Origin of the sequence: Candidatus Brocadia sinica JPN1 (assembly GCF_000949635.1) — a bacterium.
In the GTDB taxonomy this organism is placed as follows: domain Bacteria; phylum Planctomycetota; class Brocadiia; order Brocadiales; family Brocadiaceae; genus Brocadia; species Brocadia sinica.
Genome location: NZ_BAFN01000001.1, coordinates 2,029,892 through 2,047,691, shown reverse-complemented (window position 1 = coordinate 2,047,691; position 17,800 = coordinate 2,029,892). Strand labels below are relative to the sequence as shown.

Here is a 17,800-nt window from a genome sequence, read left to right as displayed (position 1 = left end):
CGGAATTGTTCCAAATGCTTCGGTTCAATCGGGGACAATTGAACCAGCGAGACTTTTAAAACCCAACCGAATTTAATTATGTGCTTCAATTAATGTAAGGGCATTTTATGGCTTATACACCAAAACAAGTTTTTTTCAATGGTATCTGGCTGGAAAACCCTATCTATCGGCAGGTATTGGGAATTTGTTCTACGCTTGCTGTTACCAATCTGCTGACAAATACCCTTTTTATGTGTTTTGGGTTAATCTTCACCACCGCACTTTCCAACTTCACTATTTCACTCTTGCGAGATTATGTTCCGAAACGTATACGTATGATTGTACAGGTACTTATTATAGCCTCCTATGTTATGATCGTTGATATCATCATCAAGGCCTTTGCTCCCGACATTCATCGCTTTATCGGTCCTTATGTGGGCCTGATCATTACCAATTGTATAATCATGGGAAGGGCAGAGGCCTTTGCCAGTCAGAACAAGCCGCTGCTTTCACTGTTTGACGGCGTTGCATCAGGAGTTGGATATTCGCTTGTGCTTATCTTTATTGCATCAGTGCGTGAGCCTCTTGGATTTGGAACTATTCTGGGTATGGCCTTGCCTGCACGCGACGTCTGGTGGCATTCATGGATCATCATGGTCATGCCTCCAGGCGCTTTTTTTATGCTTGGTATGTTTACCTGGTTTGCCCGCAGGTGGCTGATCAAAGAAGTAAAACGATAAGGAGAATACCATGGATCTGCAAAATATGAATTTTTTTGTATCACTGGCGCTCGTTTTTACCTCCGCGGCTTTTACTGACAATATCCTGCTGGCCCGGTTTCTGGGGATGTGTTCGTGTCTGGCAATCTCCAAAAAGGTCGATACCAGTATTGGTCTGGGCGGTGCAGTGATGTTTGTGACTGCCAGCACAACCGCCTTTAATTTTTTGATCTATCAATATGTTCTTGTCCCGCTGGGAATCGAGTATTTGCGCTTAATAACCTTTATCGTTATTATTGCGGCCTTTACACAGCTTTTGGAAATGATCATTGAACGCTTTTCTGAAAAACTATACTATGCCCTGGGTATTTTTCTGCCACTCATTACCGTTAACTGTGCAATTCTGGGTATTGCGCTTTTTATGTTAAATAAACCCTATACATTCTGGCAGGCCTTTGTCTTTGGCGCTGGCGGGGGCTTTGGCTGGTTTCTCGCAATTACCCTTATCGGCGGTATCCGTGAGAAGATAAAAGAAAGCGAGCTTCCCAAGGGTCTGGAGGGTCCCGCCATTACCCTCATTATTATCGGTATTATGTCGCTTGCCTTTGTGGGATTTTCTGGAATGATAAAAATATGAACGTTGCTGAAATCGGAGCGTTATTTCCTCATTTTGGAACCGGCGCCCGACATTCTGACTCGCGTATATTTCATCATCTCAAAGGATTGAAACTATGATAATGGGAAGTATCCTTTTTTCTATCGGCATCTCAGTCGGGTTTCTTCTGATTATGGGACTGGTTTTGGCTGCACTGCTGATTCTTGCGGAGAAGAAGATCCTGAATTACGGTACGTGCTGCATTGATATTAACGAGGGTGAAAAGAAATTAGAAGTTCCCGGCGGAGGTTCCTTACTGTCGTCACTTGCGGAGAATAACATTTTTATTCCATCGGCGTGTGGTGGGCGCGGCACCTGTGCATATTGTAAGGTGCAGGTAATGGAAGGCGGAAGCATGATCGGTCCAGTCGAAGAACCTTATCTAGGCCCCGAAGATCGTAAGAACCAAATTCGCCTTTCCTGCCAGGTCAAGGTACGAAAAGATATCAGGATCAGCGTGCCAAAGGAATTATTATCGGTCAGAAAATACAAAGGGAAACTCCTCCACAAACGACCGTTAACTTACGATATTGTGGAATTACGCATAGAACTCCTTGAACCGAAAACCATAGATTTCGTTGTGGGCCAGTACGTTCAGCTTGAATCCGAAGAATATAATCGCAACGACCGGGTTATGCGTGCTTATTCTATGTCCTCGCCCCCATCTGATAAAAATCACATAGAGCTCATGATCCGTAAAGTTCCTCATGGTATTTGCACTACCTGGGTATTTGAGCATCTCAAGGAAGGGCAAGAAGTTGCATTGAGCGGACCGTATGGTAAATTTCGTCTTTCGAATACCAATGCTGAGATTATCTTTATTGCGGGTGGAAGCGGTATGGCGCCGATATGGGGCATGTTGAGGGATTTAAAGGAAAAGGGGAATACGCGCAAAGCTACGTACTTTTTTGGCGCTCTTACACAAAAAGACCTGTTTTTAGTTGATGATCTGACCAGGCTTCAACAAGAAGTCCCCTGGTTCAAATTCATTCCAGCACTTTCCAACGAGCCAGCTAACTCAGATTGGAAAGGCGAGCGTGGTCTCATCACCGATATTGTGGCGCGCCACATGCCTGATTGTTCTAAAAACGAAGGCTATCTCTGCGGTTCGCCTGGCATGATCGATGCCTGTGTTAAAGTCCTGACAAAGGCAGGTATGGCGGAAGATCGTATTTTTTACGATAAATTTGTTTAAAATAAGGGGTTTTCACTTATGAAACTATCGCCGGAAGATCAGAGGTTGATTCATAACTTGGGATCATCTAAATTTTCTAAAGAAGGCTTTTTAGGAACGGACAATCGCCCTCTGGAGGGAATCATTACCGATGATTTACGTACGCTTGAAAAAACAGGGGTATCAAAGGAATTGTTAGTACAGGCTCTGAAAGACGCCTATCAGAAAGCGAGAAATGCCTTTGGTGCAGAAATAGAGATACAAAAGGATGTAAAAGCCGTGTTTCATGAATCAATGGGACGCATTCCATCGCCATTTTGCAAGGACGGTGTCTTTGAAAAAGGAGAAGCGGTTGTTATCGATCGTACCAACAATCTTTCGCTTATCATTACGAGTCTGGGAATAAACCTTATCGAAAAGCATGATTTTTTTCAGGGCAGGGGATGCAGATTTAGAATCGATCCTCTAGTTGCGATAAAAATCTTCAAGCTTTTGGAAAGTAGGAAAATAAATAGGGACAACTTTATTTTATACTTCCTGTAAATACATAATCATTGCCCGCCACCCCTACATGGCAGTTGATACACGCATCAACCTTACCCTCCAGACGCACTTCTCCATCCGGTTTATATTTTACCCAATACCAGTCATGTCCTGCCGGATTAAACCCTTTTTTCTTATACATTACCGTAATTAAAAATATTTTTTTATCATCCGTATAGTTTTCTTTGATTAATAATGCACCCTCTGGAAATACGCCTTTTTTATTCATGACGGTATCCAGTGCAAGGTCGTTGATATACAATTTAAGGATGTTTCCTGGCGGCATGGTGCTCTCGTAAAAACCTTCCTTGCCAGGCCATGTGGGGTAGTTTTGATACGGATTTCCCACGGTTATATAAGTCCACAATGCCTGTGCATCTATTTTGTCTTCACGATTCAATGTTTCCCCAAATCCAATCCCGTCCAGGATAAACAAGAGTAAAGCTGAACATAACATGTTAACCGCCCAATATTTTACATGGTACATATAATTCATCGAAAAGCGCCTTTCATTTTATGAATCATTGCTCAATGTTCGTCGTTTATTTTCTGTGCTATTCTGCATTTTGTGCGCTCCTGTTATTCTCAGATGATGCATCGCCCGTTTGGAAAAGTTGTTTCATAATATTTGCATTGGTCGATTTGTTCTTTTGTGCAGAATGTCGATTTATACGAAAAGATGTGTAATTCCCCAAATAACAGGCAACCCGATGTTTTCCTTTCTCCTGCACAAGGATATCCTGAGGATTCAAGCCCTTGCAGAAAACACCAAAGGGGGAAACTTGTTCCGCGAATCTTAAAAGGAGAAAGTGAAGATTTTTGTCAGAATATAATCCGCTGCATTGTTTCAGGGAAATGCAGTTATCAGGTATCTGGGAAATGAGAAACGCTTCTCTCTGTGACACGGGGTAGCATCTTTCAAAAATAGCTACAGGAACAGGTACATTGATTTTTAATGCAAACAAGGCATTTGCCTTCGTCCATATTCGGGTAATATTACGGCAATGAAATCTCGGATCAGTATCCTCTTTGAAATGCAAAATCTGAAAGTGGTTTCCATAAAAAGCACTCCTGGTTGTTTCTTCCGGAGCATTTAACAGTGTTATCAGCATTTCCGGTGTGTATTTCTTCCTGTAGTGCCCAAAAAATGTATCAGATTGAAAGATGCCGTATGTCCTATTTTCGTGAATGCAAAGTCTCGAGGACTTTGTGGCGTCTTTTTTCTGGATGCGCACAGTTAACTCTTTAATTTGCCTTGCTAATTTTTTGCACCGAATAAAATCCCCCCTTGTATAAGACCGGAGAAATCTGATTCGATCAGTGTTTGTAAAGCCTTTTTCCCGATTCAATTTAGCCAGATACCATACCCGCAGCTTGTCCTTAAGCCCTTTTGCTTGTATTGAAACCATTTCAAAATCAATCACGATTATCTTTTTGCTTCCAGTTTCGTCACTAAATACTAAAAAATTATCCAACGAAAATGCATCCTGTCTAATCCCCGCTTCATAAACATTCTTTGCAAGTTCGCCAAATTTCTTTAAAACATCCCTTCTCTCTTTAAGGGCCGTAACACTCTGCAGATATTCTCTCATCGAGCAACTGTTTTTGATCTTTCTTATTATTAAATAAGACTCTTTCGTAAAAATGCATTTTTGTTCCCCACAAGCAACAGGCACCTCTACCGGAATACCCCTTCTTGCGGTCAGGTAGGTTGTGTAAAATTCATTAAATCCTCTCGTGTGCCTGAAGAGTTGCTTGATCTTTTGGGATAGATGCGGATAGTTGTATATTTTTACCAGATACGTCTCTTTTTCATTCTCATGGGTAATTTCAAATTCACCCATTTTCTTATACCGATGTCTTCTGAAAAGAGGATTTGTTAACAGGGCATCGCTGGTGGGCCCTTTTATTTGTTCAAGAAGCGGAATAAAAAAGGAATGAGGGGTGCTGATAATCCAATGGACATGCCCAATCCTTTTTGATAAATACCCCTCAAATGTAAAAGGTTTTAGCAGAGAAAAGGGAGAAGTAATTGCACTGAGCAAATGAGAAAAGAATTGCATCCGGGAAATCGTAGTATAGATTATAAAATTTCATGGGGGGGGCTTTTTCGTCTCTTTGTTTTGCCTCCGCTCCCATAGCTTCACATATTTTGCAAAAACGTAGAAGGCGCTCGAAGTCGCAATAATAAATCCGGGCAAACCATCGAAGAAGCCCCTCTTTAGGATATATATTCTGATAAACTTGCCAAATGGCCGAAAAATTAATTGGAACAGACTAAACCCTTTACGACGTTCGCTTACATCTGCAAAGATATTGGAATAGTTGTCGATTGTCCTTAATTGATGGGAGAAGTTTTTGTAATTAAAGTGGTAAATATCATGTTTCATGCGCCAGGTTTTGCCATTTACAATAACTCGTCCATGGGGATTTGTGCCTTGCCACTGTCCGCTGCCCCTCTTGAAGAGTCGCAGTTGATAATCAGGATACCAGTCGCCATGATAAATCCACCGTCCGAGATAGAAACAACATCTGGGGAAAAAGAATCCCACCATAGCGCCCGGATTGCGAACTGCTTCCTGGATTTCTCCAATAAGTTTCGGAGATAACCGTTCATCGGCATCCAAACAAAGGATCCAATCGTTTTTCGCCAAACCAATGGTATAATTCTTCTGATCGATATTTCCTGGCCACGCCCTTTGATATACCCGTTCTGTGTATTCCTTACAAATATCCACCGTCTTATCCGTGCTGAATGAATCTACCACGATAATCTCATCTACCCACTTTACACTTTCAAGGCAGTCACGAATACGAGATTCTTCGTTGAAGGTAATAATGCAGGCAGATATGAGAAATTTTGTTTGTGATTCAGATATTTTCCTCTTCATCTGCCTTTTGAGAGCTTTCTTCAACGCTTTTTTCTTCCGCCGCCGTTCCTCTTAAGGCTTCTTCTGTACCCTCTTCAGCTTTTGTTTCTTCCGGAACAACCCGTGCAACAGAGACCAGTTTATCTCCCTCTTCTATAGAAAAAAGCGTGACCCCTTGTGTATTCCTTCCGATGGCGCGTATGGTATTCACTGGTGTACGTATAACCTGTCCCCGTGCGGTAATCATTATCAGTTCGTCTTCGTCTCTCACATCAATCAGCGCCACGACCTTTCCGTTCCTGTCGGTGGTCTTAATATTAATAACACCCTGTCCACCCCGATGATGAACGGGATATTCTGCAAAATCGGTACGTTTTCCGAAACCATTTTCGCAGACGGTCAACAGAGTGGCATTCTCGTCAACAATCACGATATCCCTTACCTTGTCGTTCTCCTTAAGTGTGATCCCTTTCACCCCATGGGTGACCCGTCCCATGGTTCTGACATCCTCTTCGGAAAAACGCATGGCCTTTCCCTGTTCGGTGCCAAGGATGATGTCCTGCTTGCCGTTCGTTAATTTAACACCGATCAACTTGTCCCCCTCATCCAGGTTAATAGCAATAATACCACCCTTTTTGGGATTACCATAGGCGTTTAACACGGTCTTTTTGATAATGCCGTTGCTGGTCGCCATGACCAACTGCCGTTCGTCAAAATCTCTCACGGGAATAAGAGAAGTTACCTTTTCGCCTTCTTTAAATTCCAGCAAATTGACGAGCGCCCGCCCTTTAGAAGTTCTGGCCATTTGTGGAATATCGTAAACCTTGAGCCAGTACACCCGACCCTGATCGGTAAAAAAGAGGATATAGTCATGTGTCGATGCTACAAATAAATGTTCTATGAAATCTCCCTCTTTCATATCGGCGCCTGCAACGCCCTTTCCGCCACGATGTTGTCTTCGGTAAGATGTGAGAGGTAAACGTTTTATATATCCTTCGTGAGTAATAATAACCGCATTGCTTTCCTCTGCAATCAGGTCTTCGATATTAAACTCGGTAGCAGCGCTGACAATTTCTGTCCGGCGTTTATCACCAAAACGTTCTTTGATCTCCTCAATATCTTTTTTGATAATATCCAGCACCAATTTTTCATTGGCAAGGATAGCCTGATATCCTTTGATATCAGCGCATAATTTCTTATATTCTTCCTCAATCTTTCCCTGTTCGAGTCCCGTCAACCTCTGGAGTTTCATGTCCAGGATCGCGTTGGCTTGAAGTTCCGAGAGGGAAAACTTACTCATAAGTCCCTGACGCGCACTTTCTACAGAGTCGGAGGTCTTGATCAACTGGATAATTTCATCGATATGCTGGAGCGCGATCCGTAACCCTTCCAGGATATGTGCCCTTGCCTGTGCCCTCTCCAGCAAATATTTTGTCCTGCGTATGATAACAACCTTTCGATGCTCAATATAGTAACTCAACATCTGTTTCAGATTGAGTGTCTCCGGCCGGTTGTTGATCAGGGCAATCATGATGATGCTGAAACTGTCCTGGAGTTTGGTGTGTTTGTAAAGCTGGTTTAAAACAACTTCTTCATCCTCCCCCTTCTTCAGATCAATAACCAGACGGCTTCCTTCCCGGTCACTTTCATTACGGATGTCTGCGATGCCTTTCAGTTGTTCTTCCCGCACTAATTCAGCAATCCGTTCCAGGATATTGTCCCTGTTCAGCTGATAGGGTATCTCGGTCACGACAATGCTCTTTTTTCCGCTCTTGGACGTCTCGATGTGTGCTCGTGCACGTACGGTAATCGTTCCGCGACCGGTCCGATAACCTTCTCTGATCCCCTCGGTACCACAGATGAGCGCCCCTGTGGGGAAATCAGGCCCTTTGATGATCTTCATTAATTCATCAAGGGTGATCTCAGGGGTGTCAATAACCGCAATAATTCCATCACAAATTTCATTCACATTATGTGGCGGAATACTTGTAGCCATCCCGACCGCTATACCAGAGCAACCATTGCAGAGTAGATTGGGAAATTTCGAGGGAAGGACAACCGGCTCCGTCCGGGTATCGTCATAATTGGGCACATAATCAACGGTCTCCCTCTCCAGATCTTCCATAATGACCATGGTAGCTTCCGTCATACGCGCTTCCGTGTAACGCATGGCGGCAGGAGGGTCTCCATCGATGGAACCGAAGTTCCCCTGCCCCTCTATCAGGGGATACCGATAATTGAAATCCTGTGCCATCCGGACGAGGGTAGGATAGACCACCTGCTCTCCATGGGGATGGTAATTACCGGTAGTATCACCTGCAATCTTGGCGCACTTTCGGAATTTAGAACGGGGGCCTAGTCCAAGGTCATTCATGGCAACCAGGATGCGTCTCTGTGAGGGTTTCAGGCCATCCCTTACATCCGGAAGTGCACGGCTCATGATAACGCTCATGGCGTAACTCAGATACGAATCCTTCATCTCTTCTTCGATAAATAATTCTTTTATATTTTCTCTTCTTTCAACCATGTAAAGTCACCTCAGTAACAAAAGGATTATTCCTCTTTTCTTCTGCAATCGTTGTTGATGGACCATGTCCGGGATACACGATCGTTTTTTCTTCCAGTACGAATAATCGCTCTTTAATGGACTGAATGAGCACTTCCTGATTACAACCAGGAAAATCTGTCCTTCCGATACCTTCTTTGAAAAGACTATCTCCGGAAAATAACACGGGTGGGTTTTCGTCCTCCTGGTTTTTGCTGTATAAACATATCCCACCGGGGGTATGTCCGGGGGTGTGAATTATCTCAAAGGAGTGTCTGCCGATCGTAAGGGTGTCTCCGTCCTTTAACAATCGGTCTGCCATAGGCGATCGTACCGTTGTGCCACCATAAAAAGCAGCAAGTATGGAAAGGTTTTTTGCGGGATAAGGGAGCATATCCTGATCTTCTTCGTGCACGCAGATTTGAATATCAGGAAAAGCCTCTTTCATCTCAGCGTTGGCGCCGATATGATCCCCATGTCCATGGGTAATTGCAATAATTTTGGGCAGCAGATGTCTTTTTTTCAGAAATGTAATGATCGTGGTTGCCTCTGCGCCGGGATCGATGATCATCGCCTCGGAAGAACCCTTGTCAACAATAATATAGCAACATACCTGCAAAGGCCCTACATGTATCTTCTGTATAAGCATGCTTACTTTCTCTACTTTGATCGTAAATAGTTTTCTATCATTTCTTTCAGTTCACAGGGACCTTTATTGTCCCAGAGTCCAATAATCTTTCGCTCCCGTTCGGCGTTTTCCACGGCATCCGAGGCGTGAGCTGCGTTTTTCATGATGTCCTCTCCGTAGATCCTCCGTACCTTGCCTGGTTCTCCCTTTTTCGAGTCGGTAGGGCCGAGAATATTTCGTATTTTGGAAATGGCATCCGGACCCCGATACAACAGTGCAAGGCAACGGGCAGTTCCAGGTTTTTTCTTATCCTGGAGGCTTGTTTTTTCCGGATCTAATCCGGTCATATACTGCACGATTTTGTTGAATTCATGCATGGCATTCATATCTTTCAGTTGCTCTGAGAGCTGTTCCGCATGGCCGGCAACAATCGTATTTGGCACCTCAAAGGTAAAGACGGATTTAAAACTTTCTTTCAGCTTCTCAGCAATCTTTTCCGGCTTGGGTTTTAATTTTTCCCGGAAGATGTTTATTAACGGACCATAGAACTCTTCAGACTGGGCAATGCTCATCCTCAGAAGCTTTACCCCGACAATATACAGTCCTGCTCTCGAAAACATATCGATGATATTTCCCGGCAATGGACTTTGCTCCTCAAAGGGTTTCAGGATGACCAGGGTTGTTTCGGCCCTGACCCCTTCGGGAAACTTTACAATATCCTCTAAAACTCCCCCGTCACCTGGCAAATATTCGGCAAGCAAGGCTAATTGTTTGTCGTTCGTGTTCTGGTCAGCTGCGGATACAACAGCTGGTTCAAAATATTCGACCTTGCCATCGGCGCTTTCCACAAAATCCCCGAAGCTGCCCCTGATGGTATGTCCCTGGAAACTGGTAATAGGTCCGATCACATCATCCTTTAACTTTTCAAGAGCGCGGGGGCCTTTAAAGAAAAGCAATACCGTTCGGTTGGTAATTCTAAACTTGTTCATCTTGCGAAAGTTGCTGTTGATGTAATCAGTCATGACCTTTTTCCATGCCGGCTTGCAGTCTTGTTCTTCGATAGTTGCACAATATTTATCAACAAAGGCATCGCTCGGCGCAAACATGGTTGCCCCTACAACCTCTAAGTTTGTCAGCGAAAGCAAACGGCCCAGGATACCGCCGGTACGGCTTTTTAAAAGGCTATAAGGAGTAATCAATGCATACGTCAGTTCGTCCGCCATAGGTTTGTTTCTCTCCAAAAATCAGAATAATAAGCAAGAAAAATGAATTTTAAACGTATAATATTAACAGAATGGATAGGGCAGGTCAAATACTTTTAGGCGATTCCATAGTACTTCTGGTCGATTGTCCGGAACGAGCACAGGAACGAAATACTCAACAAAGAAAGCCACCATTGGCAACGAGAAGTTGTGCCTCCTTCTTACGTTTATCGAGATCATCCGTGTTGCATGAATAAACGAGGTATTTCCCCATGACACTTGACTCCCACTGAAAGTGTTCGAACACACCTTGGTAGAGAATAACCCCATGGAATTCATTAAAACGACGGTGCGTGTGGTATTGGTTCAAAATATAAAAATTTCCGTTTGTAGCGGTTCCTGTGGCGCCTTGAGCCCCATAGGTGTTAAGTTAAGGAATCAATAACCACTGTTAATCTCTTCTTTGTATTGAATCCTTCATGTCCCCCGATGGCGGGGGATTAAGGGGGTGGAATGGTATGAGCGAAAATTCCGGTAGTCTTATAATCTGAATATTCATACGTTTGTTTGGACAGTTATTATGCAATGATTGGTGAACCATTGCCGTAAGGATTAAGATGAAAACTTGTATTCATGATAAAGGGGTAGTTGAAGTGGGAAAGAAGTCCAATCTACCCCCTGCACCCCCGCCAGCGGGGGATAATGGATTGCAGCATCTCCAGCAATTTTCATACCCTGGTGAGTCACAAGCAGGCACGGACGAACACGGCTTGTCCATACACCTCAAATCGCTTAACTTAACACCTATGCCTTGAGCCCCCGCTTGTCGATACCGTATACAAAAATTTCGTAAAACCGTTCCTTTGTTTCTTCTACTTCGGTCATTTTGATTAAACGTTGTGTGGCCAAATTTTATATTATACCGAACTACGATAATTGTTTGATTCCATGAAGCCTTTGGCTTCAAAAGACCATTTCATTCAGAACAATAGCGTCAGGCGCGACTAACCAGAACCTTTTATACCATCGCAAGCAGGTCTGCCTGATTGATTCGGCATGCCCCCTGACCAAGGAGTTCATGGATGCTGGATAAAAAAGCATCCGTTACCGTCACAAAATACTGACTGGAAGCCCTGATTACCGTACTGGTTTGTTCGGGTGTGCTGAGTTCGAAGAAGAGCGGGCATGTGCCGGAGTGCTTTTTTATGATTTCCCTGATTTGCAATAACTTTGTTTCTTCCTGAGACGGTTCAATTTGAATGGTAATGCACTTAGCCAAACGCCTTAAAGCATCTTTTTCAGCTATAATCTCTTTTATTCGCAAGGATGGGGCCGTACTCTGGAAACCAATCTGTCCCTTCACGAAAACGACCTCGTCTACGTTCAGCAGCGATTGACACGCCTTCATTTCCTTGCTGAAGATAACACATTCAGTCGCACCTTTCATGTCTTCCAGGGTAATATACATCATGGGATCGCCCCGTTTGGTGGTGCTCGTTTCAAGGTTGGCAATAATACCGCCAATAATTGCTTCATCCCCTTCAACATGTTCAGAGATTTCAGCGGAAGATACCGTAGATAATTGCTTGATTTTTTCTTTATAGGCATGTAAGGGATGCGAACTCAAATAGAAGCCCAGGCTTTCCTTTTCTGCCTGGCGTATCTCCTTCTCGGTCCATCGTTCCACATCGGCCTCTCCAGGAAAATCCTTTTTCCCTGGCAGATCTAAGTTGCTGGGTATATCGAAGAGAGATTTTTGCCCTATCCGCCTGTCTTTGTTTGCGATACCTCCGATCTGCATGGCCGTATCGAGCCCAACGAGCAGTTTAGCCCGGTTGTCATGTAACGAGTCAAAACACCCTGATTTGATTAAAGACTCGATGACCTGTTTGTTGACAACACGCAAATCAACCCGTTTGCACACATCCAGGATTGAGGTGTACCGGCCGCCTTTTTCCCTGGACTGTACTATGGACTCGATAGCCTTGTCACCCACATTCTTGATTGCCCCTAATCCAAACCGTATCTTGTTCCCGCTGGAAATCGTGAAGTCACTTTGACTTTCATTGATATCCGGAGGAAGCACATCGATACTCATGTGACGGCAGTCCTCAATATAGTCCACGATCTTATCCATATTCTGCTTTTCGCAACTGAGCTGTGCGACCATGTACTGAACAGGATAATTTGCCTTCAGATAGGCCGTTTGGTACGTGATCACTGCATAGGCAGCAGAATGGGACTTGTTGAAGCCGTATCCGGCAAAGTATTCCATCAATTCAAATATACTTATGGCGATTTCTTTTGGGATCCCATTTGCCACAGCGCCGTTGATAAATTGGTCTTTGAATTTTGCCATGATCTCGGGTTTCTTTTTTCCCATTGCCTTACGAAGGTTATCGGCCTGATTCAGGGAAAACCCCGCCAGACGGTTGGCAATACGCATGACCTGCTCCTGGTATAAGATTACCCCGTAGGTCTCTTTCAGGATAGGTTCGAGGGTAGGGTGAAGATAGGTGACCTCCTCTCTCCCATGCTTTCGGTTAATAAAGGAGTCCACCATACCGCTCTGCAGGGGGCCCGGTCTGTACAGTGCCACCAACGGTAAGATATCTGCAAATCTGTCTGGTTTTAGTTTCTTTAACAACTCCTTGAATCCACGACTGGTTTCTACCTGGAAGACGCCCTTCACCTCCCCACGGGATAACAATTCGTAGGTCTTCTTGTCATCCATAGGGATCTTTGTGAGATCGATATCCTCCCCCCTGGTTTCCCGAATCAACTTGAGGGCTTTGTCAAGCACCGTTAACTTCCGGACGCCAAGAAAATCAGCCTTTAACAGCCCAATCTTATCTACCAGGATTTCATCATAAAATTGCGTCGTGACCACGTCACCATTTTTTGCCAGCGGGACGTATTCGGTTAACGGCTCGTCAGAAATTACGATGCCTGCCGCATGCACTGAGGCGTGGCGGCACAGGCCTTCCAGTTTTTTTGAAATATCAAACAGTTCATGGATGTGTTTTTCATTTTCATACAGCGTCTTTAATGCGGGTTCCTGTTCCAGGGCTTGTTTTAAGGTGATATTGAGCGTGTTGGGGATAAGTTTGGCCACCTTGTCCACCTCGGAGAGAGGGATGTTCATCACCCGTCCCACATCCCGGATAACGGCCTTTGCCTTCATTGTCCCAAAAGTAATAATCTGGGCAACGTTACTGTCGCCGCCGTATTTACCCCGAACGTACTGGATGACCTTTTCACGACCTTCCGCACAGAAATCAATATCCAGATCGGGCATGGAGATTCTTTCTGCATTCAAAAACCTCTCAAACAACAAATCGTTTTCGATGGGGTCAATATTGGTAATATTGAGCACATAAGCAACCATGCTGCCTGCCCCGGAGCCGCGTCCTGTGGCAGGGATACGTTGTTGCACGGCGAAATGAATAAAGTCCCAGACAATCAGGAAATAGTCCACAAAGCCCGTGCTTTCGATAACCTTAAGCTCGTAGTCCAGGCGCTCACGGATATTCTGTGTAATGGAACCGTATTTCTGAACTGCCCCCTCCTCGCAGAGTTCTCTCAGGTAGGCGCTATTGGACATGCCGTTCGGCGCGATAAATTTGGGCAGGTGCATCTTCCCGAAGGTCATTTCCACATTACAGCGTTCGGCAATTTTCTGTGTATTTTGAATGGCTTCTGGTGTGTGTTGAAAGACCTTGTACATTTCCTGATAATTTTTAAAGTAAAATTCATTCGTTCCGAAACGCAGTCTTTGAACGTCCGACAGGTGCTTCCCTGTATTGATGCACAGGAGTGCATCGTGAGCCGTGGCATCATCCATATTCATATAATGAACGTCATTCGTTGCAACGAGGGAAATGCCTAATTTCTTCCCAATTTCTGCCGCTTCTGAAACTAATCTTGCCTGCTGTTCGATCCCGTTATTTTGAACTTCCAGGTAAAAATGATCAGGGCCAAAGATATCCTTATACTCCTTTGCCACTTTTACCGCCTCTTCTGAGCGATTATTGATTAAATAACGATTGATTTCTGAGGTCATACAGCCGCTGAGACAAATAAGCCCCCTGGAATGTGTCCTGAGAAGCGCCTTATCGATCCTTGGTTTGTAGTAAAAGCCCTCCAGGTATGCTGATGTCGCAAGTCTCAAAAGATTATGGTAACCTTCAATATCTTCCGCAAGGAGGGTGATGTGACTGAGCGTTTCTTTTCCGTTCTTCGATTCTTTATCAAGACGGCTGCCCTGTGCCACATATGCCTCGTAACCCAAAACGGGCTTTATTCCCCTGGACTTTGCAGCTTCATAAAATTCTACGGCGCCGAACATGTTGCCGTGATCAGTCAGGGCAAGGGCAGACATCTTCAGTTGGACTGCCTTGTCTACGAGGTCATGAATTTTGCACGCCCCGTCAAGGAGGCTGTACTCGCTGTGGACGTGAAGGTGAATAAAAGTATCTTTACTCATGATTTTTCTTTCGCGTTAGAAAGTCCCCTCTTGGGAGGGGATTTAGGGGTGGGTAAGTCGGTAATTCGTGAAATATTTACTGAGATTTCATGCCCATGCGACCCACCCCCTCCCACGAGAGGAATAATTTGTACCATTATAAAATATGCGGATTTAAGTTAAACACGGGCAACCGAAGTTTGTCAATGCCTCCCCCAAAAACTGTGCTTTTTCAATGTAAAGCGAAGAGACCCTTCGCTCTACAACCGCAACTTTGAAATTCCTTAACATTAAATTAAAAATTGTGATTTATCCTTTTACTTAATTATTGTATTATACTACCCGGAAAATCAAGCTCAATTTGATAACAATTTTATCGGCAAAAATTTCTGAAACGTCCGGTTGGTATAAGCATATTTTAGTCAATAGGTTGGAGTCAATAGAGCTTGCAGTGGAAATGAAGGTGGATATGTATGAATCAGAGACTTGTCCTGAGAAAATCACGTTTCAGTGATTTTTTGACACGGTATAATGACCTTCATAAATCCGGGTTTGAAGAGTGGATTTTTTATCCTGGCATGTTATTTCAAGATCCTTGTAAATGGTGGGGAGACGGGGGAGTCCGCCGCAGGCCTCACGAAGGTTTAGATTTCTGTTTTTACCGGGATAAAGCAGGTCAATATCATAGCCTTGACAAGAAAACAATGATTCCGGTAATGTATGCAGGGAAAATTGTCCACATTGGTGATGATTTTCTCGGAAAATCCGTTTATGTAGCCCACGACATGTGTGATAATAAGGGAAATAAACTGTATACAATCTATGGCCACACGAATCCCTGCCACGGCATTGATATAGGGAAAATCCTGAATGAAGGAGATCCGATTGCTGCGATCGCAGATACCGGAAAGAAGCGGGTAAAAATTCCTTCCCACGTGCACATTTCTATGGTATGGTTGCCTGAATCTTTCCCTTATGAAAGGCTTGACTGGGAAAAGATAAGCGATTGCAGGAGCGTTACCCTTTGTAACCCACTGGAGTTTATCGATGGTAAACACAAAGTAGAGCAGTAAAGAGTTATCCCTTAGATAAGATGTAGTTGCTCAATATCAAGGGGAAGACTTCCCTTTCATCCCCTGGCGAAAAAGGGAAAAGGGGAGTGGTTATAAAATTTTGAAAACTTTTTACAATTATTCAAGACATGGAGGAAGATCATGAAAAAATCTTTAGGCGCAAAAACGATTGTATACCCAGCCCCGGTTTTTATTGTAGGCACTTACGATAAGGCTGGAAAACCAAACGTAATGAACGTGGCATGGGGAGGGCTTTGTTGTTCCAGTCCGCCAGCGGTAGCAGTTTCTGTCAGGAAGGCCACGTATACGTATGGAAATATTGTAGAGCGAAAGGCTTTTACGGTAAATATTCCTTCTGAAGTCCACGTCAAAGAGGCCGATTATTTCGGGATTGCGTCAGGAGGAAAGGAAGACAAGCTTTCCGTCACCGGACTTACCCCCGTTAAGAGCGACCTTGTCGATGCCCCCTATATTAAAGAGTTTCCACTTGTCCTGGAGTGTAAATTGATTCACACCATTGAAATAGGATTACATACCCAGTTTATTGGGGAGATCATGGATGTCAAGGCTGAAGAATCCGTGCTTGGAGAAAATGGCGCCCTTGATATAGAAAAAGTTCATCCGGTTTTATATGCTCCGGAGAATCGGGCGTATTATGGGGTTGGTCAATATCTTGGTAAGGCATTTTTTATAGGCAAGCAGATGAAAAGCCATTGATGCAGGGTAATTATTTACCACAGAGGGCCCGGAGAACGCACAGAAACAAATAAGATAGAAACATTCTGTTAGGAAGGAGGTTCCTATGCCAGCGAAGAGATTAAAAGAATTTTTGGATAGTCATAACATTAAGTACATTGTCATCAGTCATTCCCGTGCTTTTACAGCCCAGGAAACTGCAATATCTGCCCATATTCCGGGGAAAGAATTGGCCAAAACGGTCATGGTGAAAGCCGATGGAAAAATGGCTATGGCCGTTCTTCCGGCTTCCTATAAAGTGGATTTTGACCTTTTGAGGAAGGCAACGGGGTCGGGTAGAGTTGAAATCGCAAATGAGAAGGAATTTAAAGATATGTTTCCTGAGTGCGAAATTGGCGCCATGCCGCCTTTTGGCAATCTTTATGGAGTGGATGTTTTTGTGGCAAGAAGTTTGACAGAAGACAAAGAGATAGCGTTCAACGCAGGTTCACACAGGGAACTGGTCAGGATGGCCTATAAGGATTTCGAGAGGCTGGTGAAACCGAAGGTAATGGAGTTTTCCGTTGAAACCTAAAAACTACAAACCACAGAAGCACAGAGGTTTTTTTATTACCTAGTGCAGCATAGCCGCAACCAAATTGACCACCCCTCTTTCCCCTCCTTCGCAAGGAGGGGATGGAAGGGGAGGTAAAAAAACTTACACAAAAATGCATCTGGACTCTGATTTACACTGATGTTTCAATAAGGTGAAATTACATGGCGATGAATGATATCAAAAGCATTTTAGAAACGGCCATTTCAGAAGAAGTAAAGGCAAGCCGGCTTTACTCCAATTTTGCGCTCCAGATGGGAGACAGGGGAGCGCGCTTAAAATTTGAGGTCATGGCTGCCATTGAGTTAAGGCACTACGAATATCTTCTGTCGTATTATCAGGAGAAATTCCAACAAACACCCACCGTACAGGAATCCGGGGAAAGCAAGATTGTCCGCCCTGAAACACCGCCCAGGACGTCATCATTTGGGGAGTCCATTAAGGTTATTATGGACACAGAATGGAGGGCGTATGAATTTTATAAAAAGGCCTTCGAAATCTCAACCGATGAAAATGATCGAAAGATTTTTAAAACGCTTGCAGACATGGAATTATCCCATTATGAACAATTCAGGACAGAATATAATTATCTGACAGAAGGCACAATCCGCTTTGCCAGCGAAGATATCCCATGGATGATGGAGGTATATTAACCAAAA

Annotated in this window: 16 protein-coding genes; 9 read left to right on the top strand and 7 right to left on the bottom strand. The window is 44.0% G+C overall.

The genetic code is table 11. The features are described 5' to 3' along the window. Positions 1 to 107 precede the first annotated feature (107 nt). From rsxE to BROSI_RS09145, 4 genes are all read left to right on the top strand, one after another. Positions 108 to 719, top strand: coding sequence for an electron transport complex subunit RsxE (gene rsxE, locus BROSI_RS09160; protein WP_052563446.1), 612 nt, complete (start codon positions 108 to 110; stop codon positions 717 to 719). A 10-nt stretch (positions 720 to 729) separates the two neighbouring features. Beyond that, positions 730 to 1,335, top strand: a complete 606-nt coding sequence (locus tag BROSI_RS09155; RefSeq protein ID WP_230400667.1) for an electron transport complex protein RnfA — start codon at positions 730 to 732, stop codon at positions 1,333 to 1,335. A 94-nt stretch (positions 1,336 to 1,429) separates the two neighbouring features. Further along, entirely contained in the window at positions 1,430 to 2,548 is a 1,119-nt protein-coding gene (locus BROSI_RS09150; RefSeq protein WP_200891731.1) for an NADH:ubiquinone reductase (Na(+)-transporting) subunit F, read from the top strand. Positions 2,549 to 2,566: 18 nt separating this feature from the next. After that, positions 2,567 to 3,070: a hypothetical protein gene (locus BROSI_RS09145; protein WP_052563445.1), complete on the top strand. Its 504-nt coding sequence runs from the start codon at positions 2,567 to 2,569 to the stop codon at positions 3,068 to 3,070. On the opposite strand, the gene BROSI_RS09140 is transcribed toward BROSI_RS09145, so the two are convergent. The 6 genes from BROSI_RS09140 to BROSI_RS09115 all read right to left on the bottom strand — a co-directional run bounded on the left by BROSI_RS09140 (position 3,051) and on the right by BROSI_RS09115 (position 10,336). Next, positions 3,051 to 3,527: a cytochrome P460 family protein gene (locus BROSI_RS09140; protein WP_230400666.1), complete on the bottom strand. Its 477-nt coding sequence runs from the start codon at positions 3,525 to 3,527 to the stop codon at positions 3,051 to 3,053. The genes BROSI_RS09145 and BROSI_RS09140 overlap by 20 nt on opposite strands. 97 nt (positions 3,528 to 3,624) lie before the next feature. Further along, positions 3,625 to 5,133, bottom strand: coding sequence for a lipopolysaccharide kinase InaA family protein (locus BROSI_RS09135; protein ID WP_052563444.1), 1,509 nt, complete (start codon positions 5,131 to 5,133; stop codon positions 3,625 to 3,627). 30 nt (positions 5,134 to 5,163) lie between these two features. Next, positions 5,164 to 5,961, bottom strand: a complete 798-nt coding sequence (locus BROSI_RS09130) for a glycosyltransferase family 2 protein (RefSeq protein ID WP_052563443.1) — start codon at positions 5,959 to 5,961, stop codon at positions 5,164 to 5,166. Continuing rightward, positions 5,942 to 8,467 carry a DNA gyrase subunit A gene (gene gyrA / locus BROSI_RS09125; RefSeq protein WP_052563442.1) on the bottom strand — a complete coding sequence of 842 codons (2,526 nt, stop codon included), beginning with the start codon at positions 8,465 to 8,467 and terminating at the stop codon, positions 5,942 to 5,944. Before gyrA ends, BROSI_RS09130 begins: the two co-directional genes overlap by 20 nt. Then, positions 8,460 to 9,134 carry an MBL fold metallo-hydrolase gene (locus tag BROSI_RS09120; RefSeq protein ID WP_052563441.1) on the bottom strand — a complete coding sequence of 225 codons (675 nt, stop codon included), beginning with the start codon at positions 9,132 to 9,134 and terminating at the stop codon, positions 8,460 to 8,462. The genes gyrA and BROSI_RS09120 overlap by 8 nt, the downstream gene beginning before the upstream one ends. A gap of 11 nt (positions 9,135 to 9,145) precedes the next feature. Beyond that, the gene (locus BROSI_RS09115) at positions 9,146 to 10,336 is read right to left on the bottom strand and encodes a nucleoside-diphosphate kinase (RefSeq protein WP_052563440.1); all 1,191 of its coding nucleotides are present in this window, start codon (positions 10,334 to 10,336) and stop codon (positions 9,146 to 9,148) included. A 596-nt stretch (positions 10,337 to 10,932) separates the two neighbouring features. Here BROSI_RS09115 and BROSI_RS09105 point away from each other — a divergent pair. Beyond that, positions 10,933 to 11,130: a hypothetical protein gene (locus tag BROSI_RS09105; RefSeq protein ID WP_052563438.1), complete on the top strand. Its 198-nt coding sequence runs from the start codon at positions 10,933 to 10,935 to the stop codon at positions 11,128 to 11,130. Positions 11,131 to 11,333: 203 nt separating this feature from the next. Here BROSI_RS09105 and BROSI_RS09100 read toward each other — a convergent pair whose 3' ends face one another. Then, entirely contained in the window at positions 11,334 to 14,801 is a 3,468-nt protein-coding gene (locus BROSI_RS09100; RefSeq protein ID WP_052563437.1) for a DNA polymerase III subunit alpha, read from the bottom strand. Positions 14,802 to 15,253: 452 nt separating this feature from the next. Here BROSI_RS09100 and BROSI_RS09095 point away from each other — a divergent pair, with 452 nt between their 5' ends. The 4 genes from BROSI_RS09095 to BROSI_RS09080 all read left to right on the top strand — a co-directional run bounded on the left by BROSI_RS09095 (position 15,254) and on the right by BROSI_RS09080 (position 17,794). Then, positions 15,254 to 15,853, top strand: coding sequence for a peptidoglycan DD-metalloendopeptidase family protein (locus BROSI_RS09095; RefSeq protein ID WP_052563436.1), 600 nt, complete (start codon positions 15,254 to 15,256; stop codon positions 15,851 to 15,853). Positions 15,854 to 15,994: 141 nt separating this feature from the next. Continuing rightward, positions 15,995 to 16,570, top strand: coding sequence for a flavin reductase family protein (locus BROSI_RS09090; protein ID WP_052563435.1), 576 nt, complete (start codon positions 15,995 to 15,997; stop codon positions 16,568 to 16,570). An 85-nt stretch (positions 16,571 to 16,655) separates the two neighbouring features. Next, complete coding sequence (locus BROSI_RS09085; protein ID WP_052563434.1) at positions 16,656 to 17,123, top strand: aminoacyl-tRNA deacylase; 468 nt, start codon at positions 16,656 to 16,658, stop codon at positions 17,121 to 17,123. 182 nt (positions 17,124 to 17,305) lie between these two features. Beyond that, positions 17,306 to 17,794, top strand: a complete 489-nt coding sequence (locus BROSI_RS09080; RefSeq protein WP_052563433.1) for a ferritin-like domain-containing protein — start codon at positions 17,306 to 17,308, stop codon at positions 17,792 to 17,794. Positions 17,795 to 17,800 lie beyond the last annotated feature (6 nt).

Excerpts from the sequence above, each read along its gene's own strand:
- rsxE (WP_052563446.1), top strand. The coding sequence starts at position 108 with ATGGCTTATACACCAAAACAAGTTTTTTTCAATGGTATCTGGCTGGAA.
- BROSI_RS09155 (WP_230400667.1), top strand. The coding sequence starts at position 730 with ATGGATCTGCAAAATATGAATTTTTTTGTATCACTGGCGCTCGTTTTT.
- BROSI_RS09150 (WP_200891731.1), top strand. The coding sequence starts at position 1,430 with ATGATAATGGGAAGTATCCTTTTTTCTATCGGCATCTCAGTCGGGTTT.
- BROSI_RS09145 (WP_052563445.1), top strand. The coding sequence starts at position 2,567 with ATGAAACTATCGCCGGAAGATCAGAGGTTGATTCATAACTTGGGATCA.
- BROSI_RS09140 (WP_230400666.1), bottom strand. The coding sequence starts at position 3,527 with ATGTTATGTTCAGCTTTACTCTTGTTTATCCTGGACGGGATTGGATTT.
- BROSI_RS09135 (WP_052563444.1), bottom strand. The coding sequence starts at position 5,133 with ATGCAATTCTTTTCTCATTTGCTCAGTGCAATTACTTCTCCCTTTTCT.
- BROSI_RS09130 (WP_052563443.1), bottom strand. The coding sequence starts at position 5,961 with ATGAAGAGGAAAATATCTGAATCACAAACAAAATTTCTCATATCTGCC.
- gyrA (WP_052563442.1), bottom strand. The coding sequence starts at position 8,467 with ATGGTTGAAAGAAGAGAAAATATAAAAGAATTATTTATCGAAGAAGAG.
- BROSI_RS09120 (WP_052563441.1), bottom strand. The coding sequence starts at position 9,134 with ATGCTTATACAGAAGATACATGTAGGGCCTTTGCAGGTATGTTGCTAT.
- BROSI_RS09115 (WP_052563440.1), bottom strand. The coding sequence starts at position 10,336 with ATGGCGGACGAACTGACGTATGCATTGATTACTCCTTATAGCCTTTTA.
- BROSI_RS09105 (WP_052563438.1), top strand. The coding sequence starts at position 10,933 with ATGAAAACTTGTATTCATGATAAAGGGGTAGTTGAAGTGGGAAAGAAG.
- BROSI_RS09100 (WP_052563437.1), bottom strand. The coding sequence starts at position 14,801 with ATGAGTAAAGATACTTTTATTCACCTTCACGTCCACAGCGAGTACAGC.
- BROSI_RS09095 (WP_052563436.1), top strand. The coding sequence starts at position 15,254 with ATGAATCAGAGACTTGTCCTGAGAAAATCACGTTTCAGTGATTTTTTG.
- BROSI_RS09090 (WP_052563435.1), top strand. The coding sequence starts at position 15,995 with ATGAAAAAATCTTTAGGCGCAAAAACGATTGTATACCCAGCCCCGGTT.
- BROSI_RS09085 (WP_052563434.1), top strand. The coding sequence starts at position 16,656 with ATGCCAGCGAAGAGATTAAAAGAATTTTTGGATAGTCATAACATTAAG.
- BROSI_RS09080 (WP_052563433.1), top strand. The coding sequence starts at position 17,306 with ATGGCGATGAATGATATCAAAAGCATTTTAGAAACGGCCATTTCAGAA.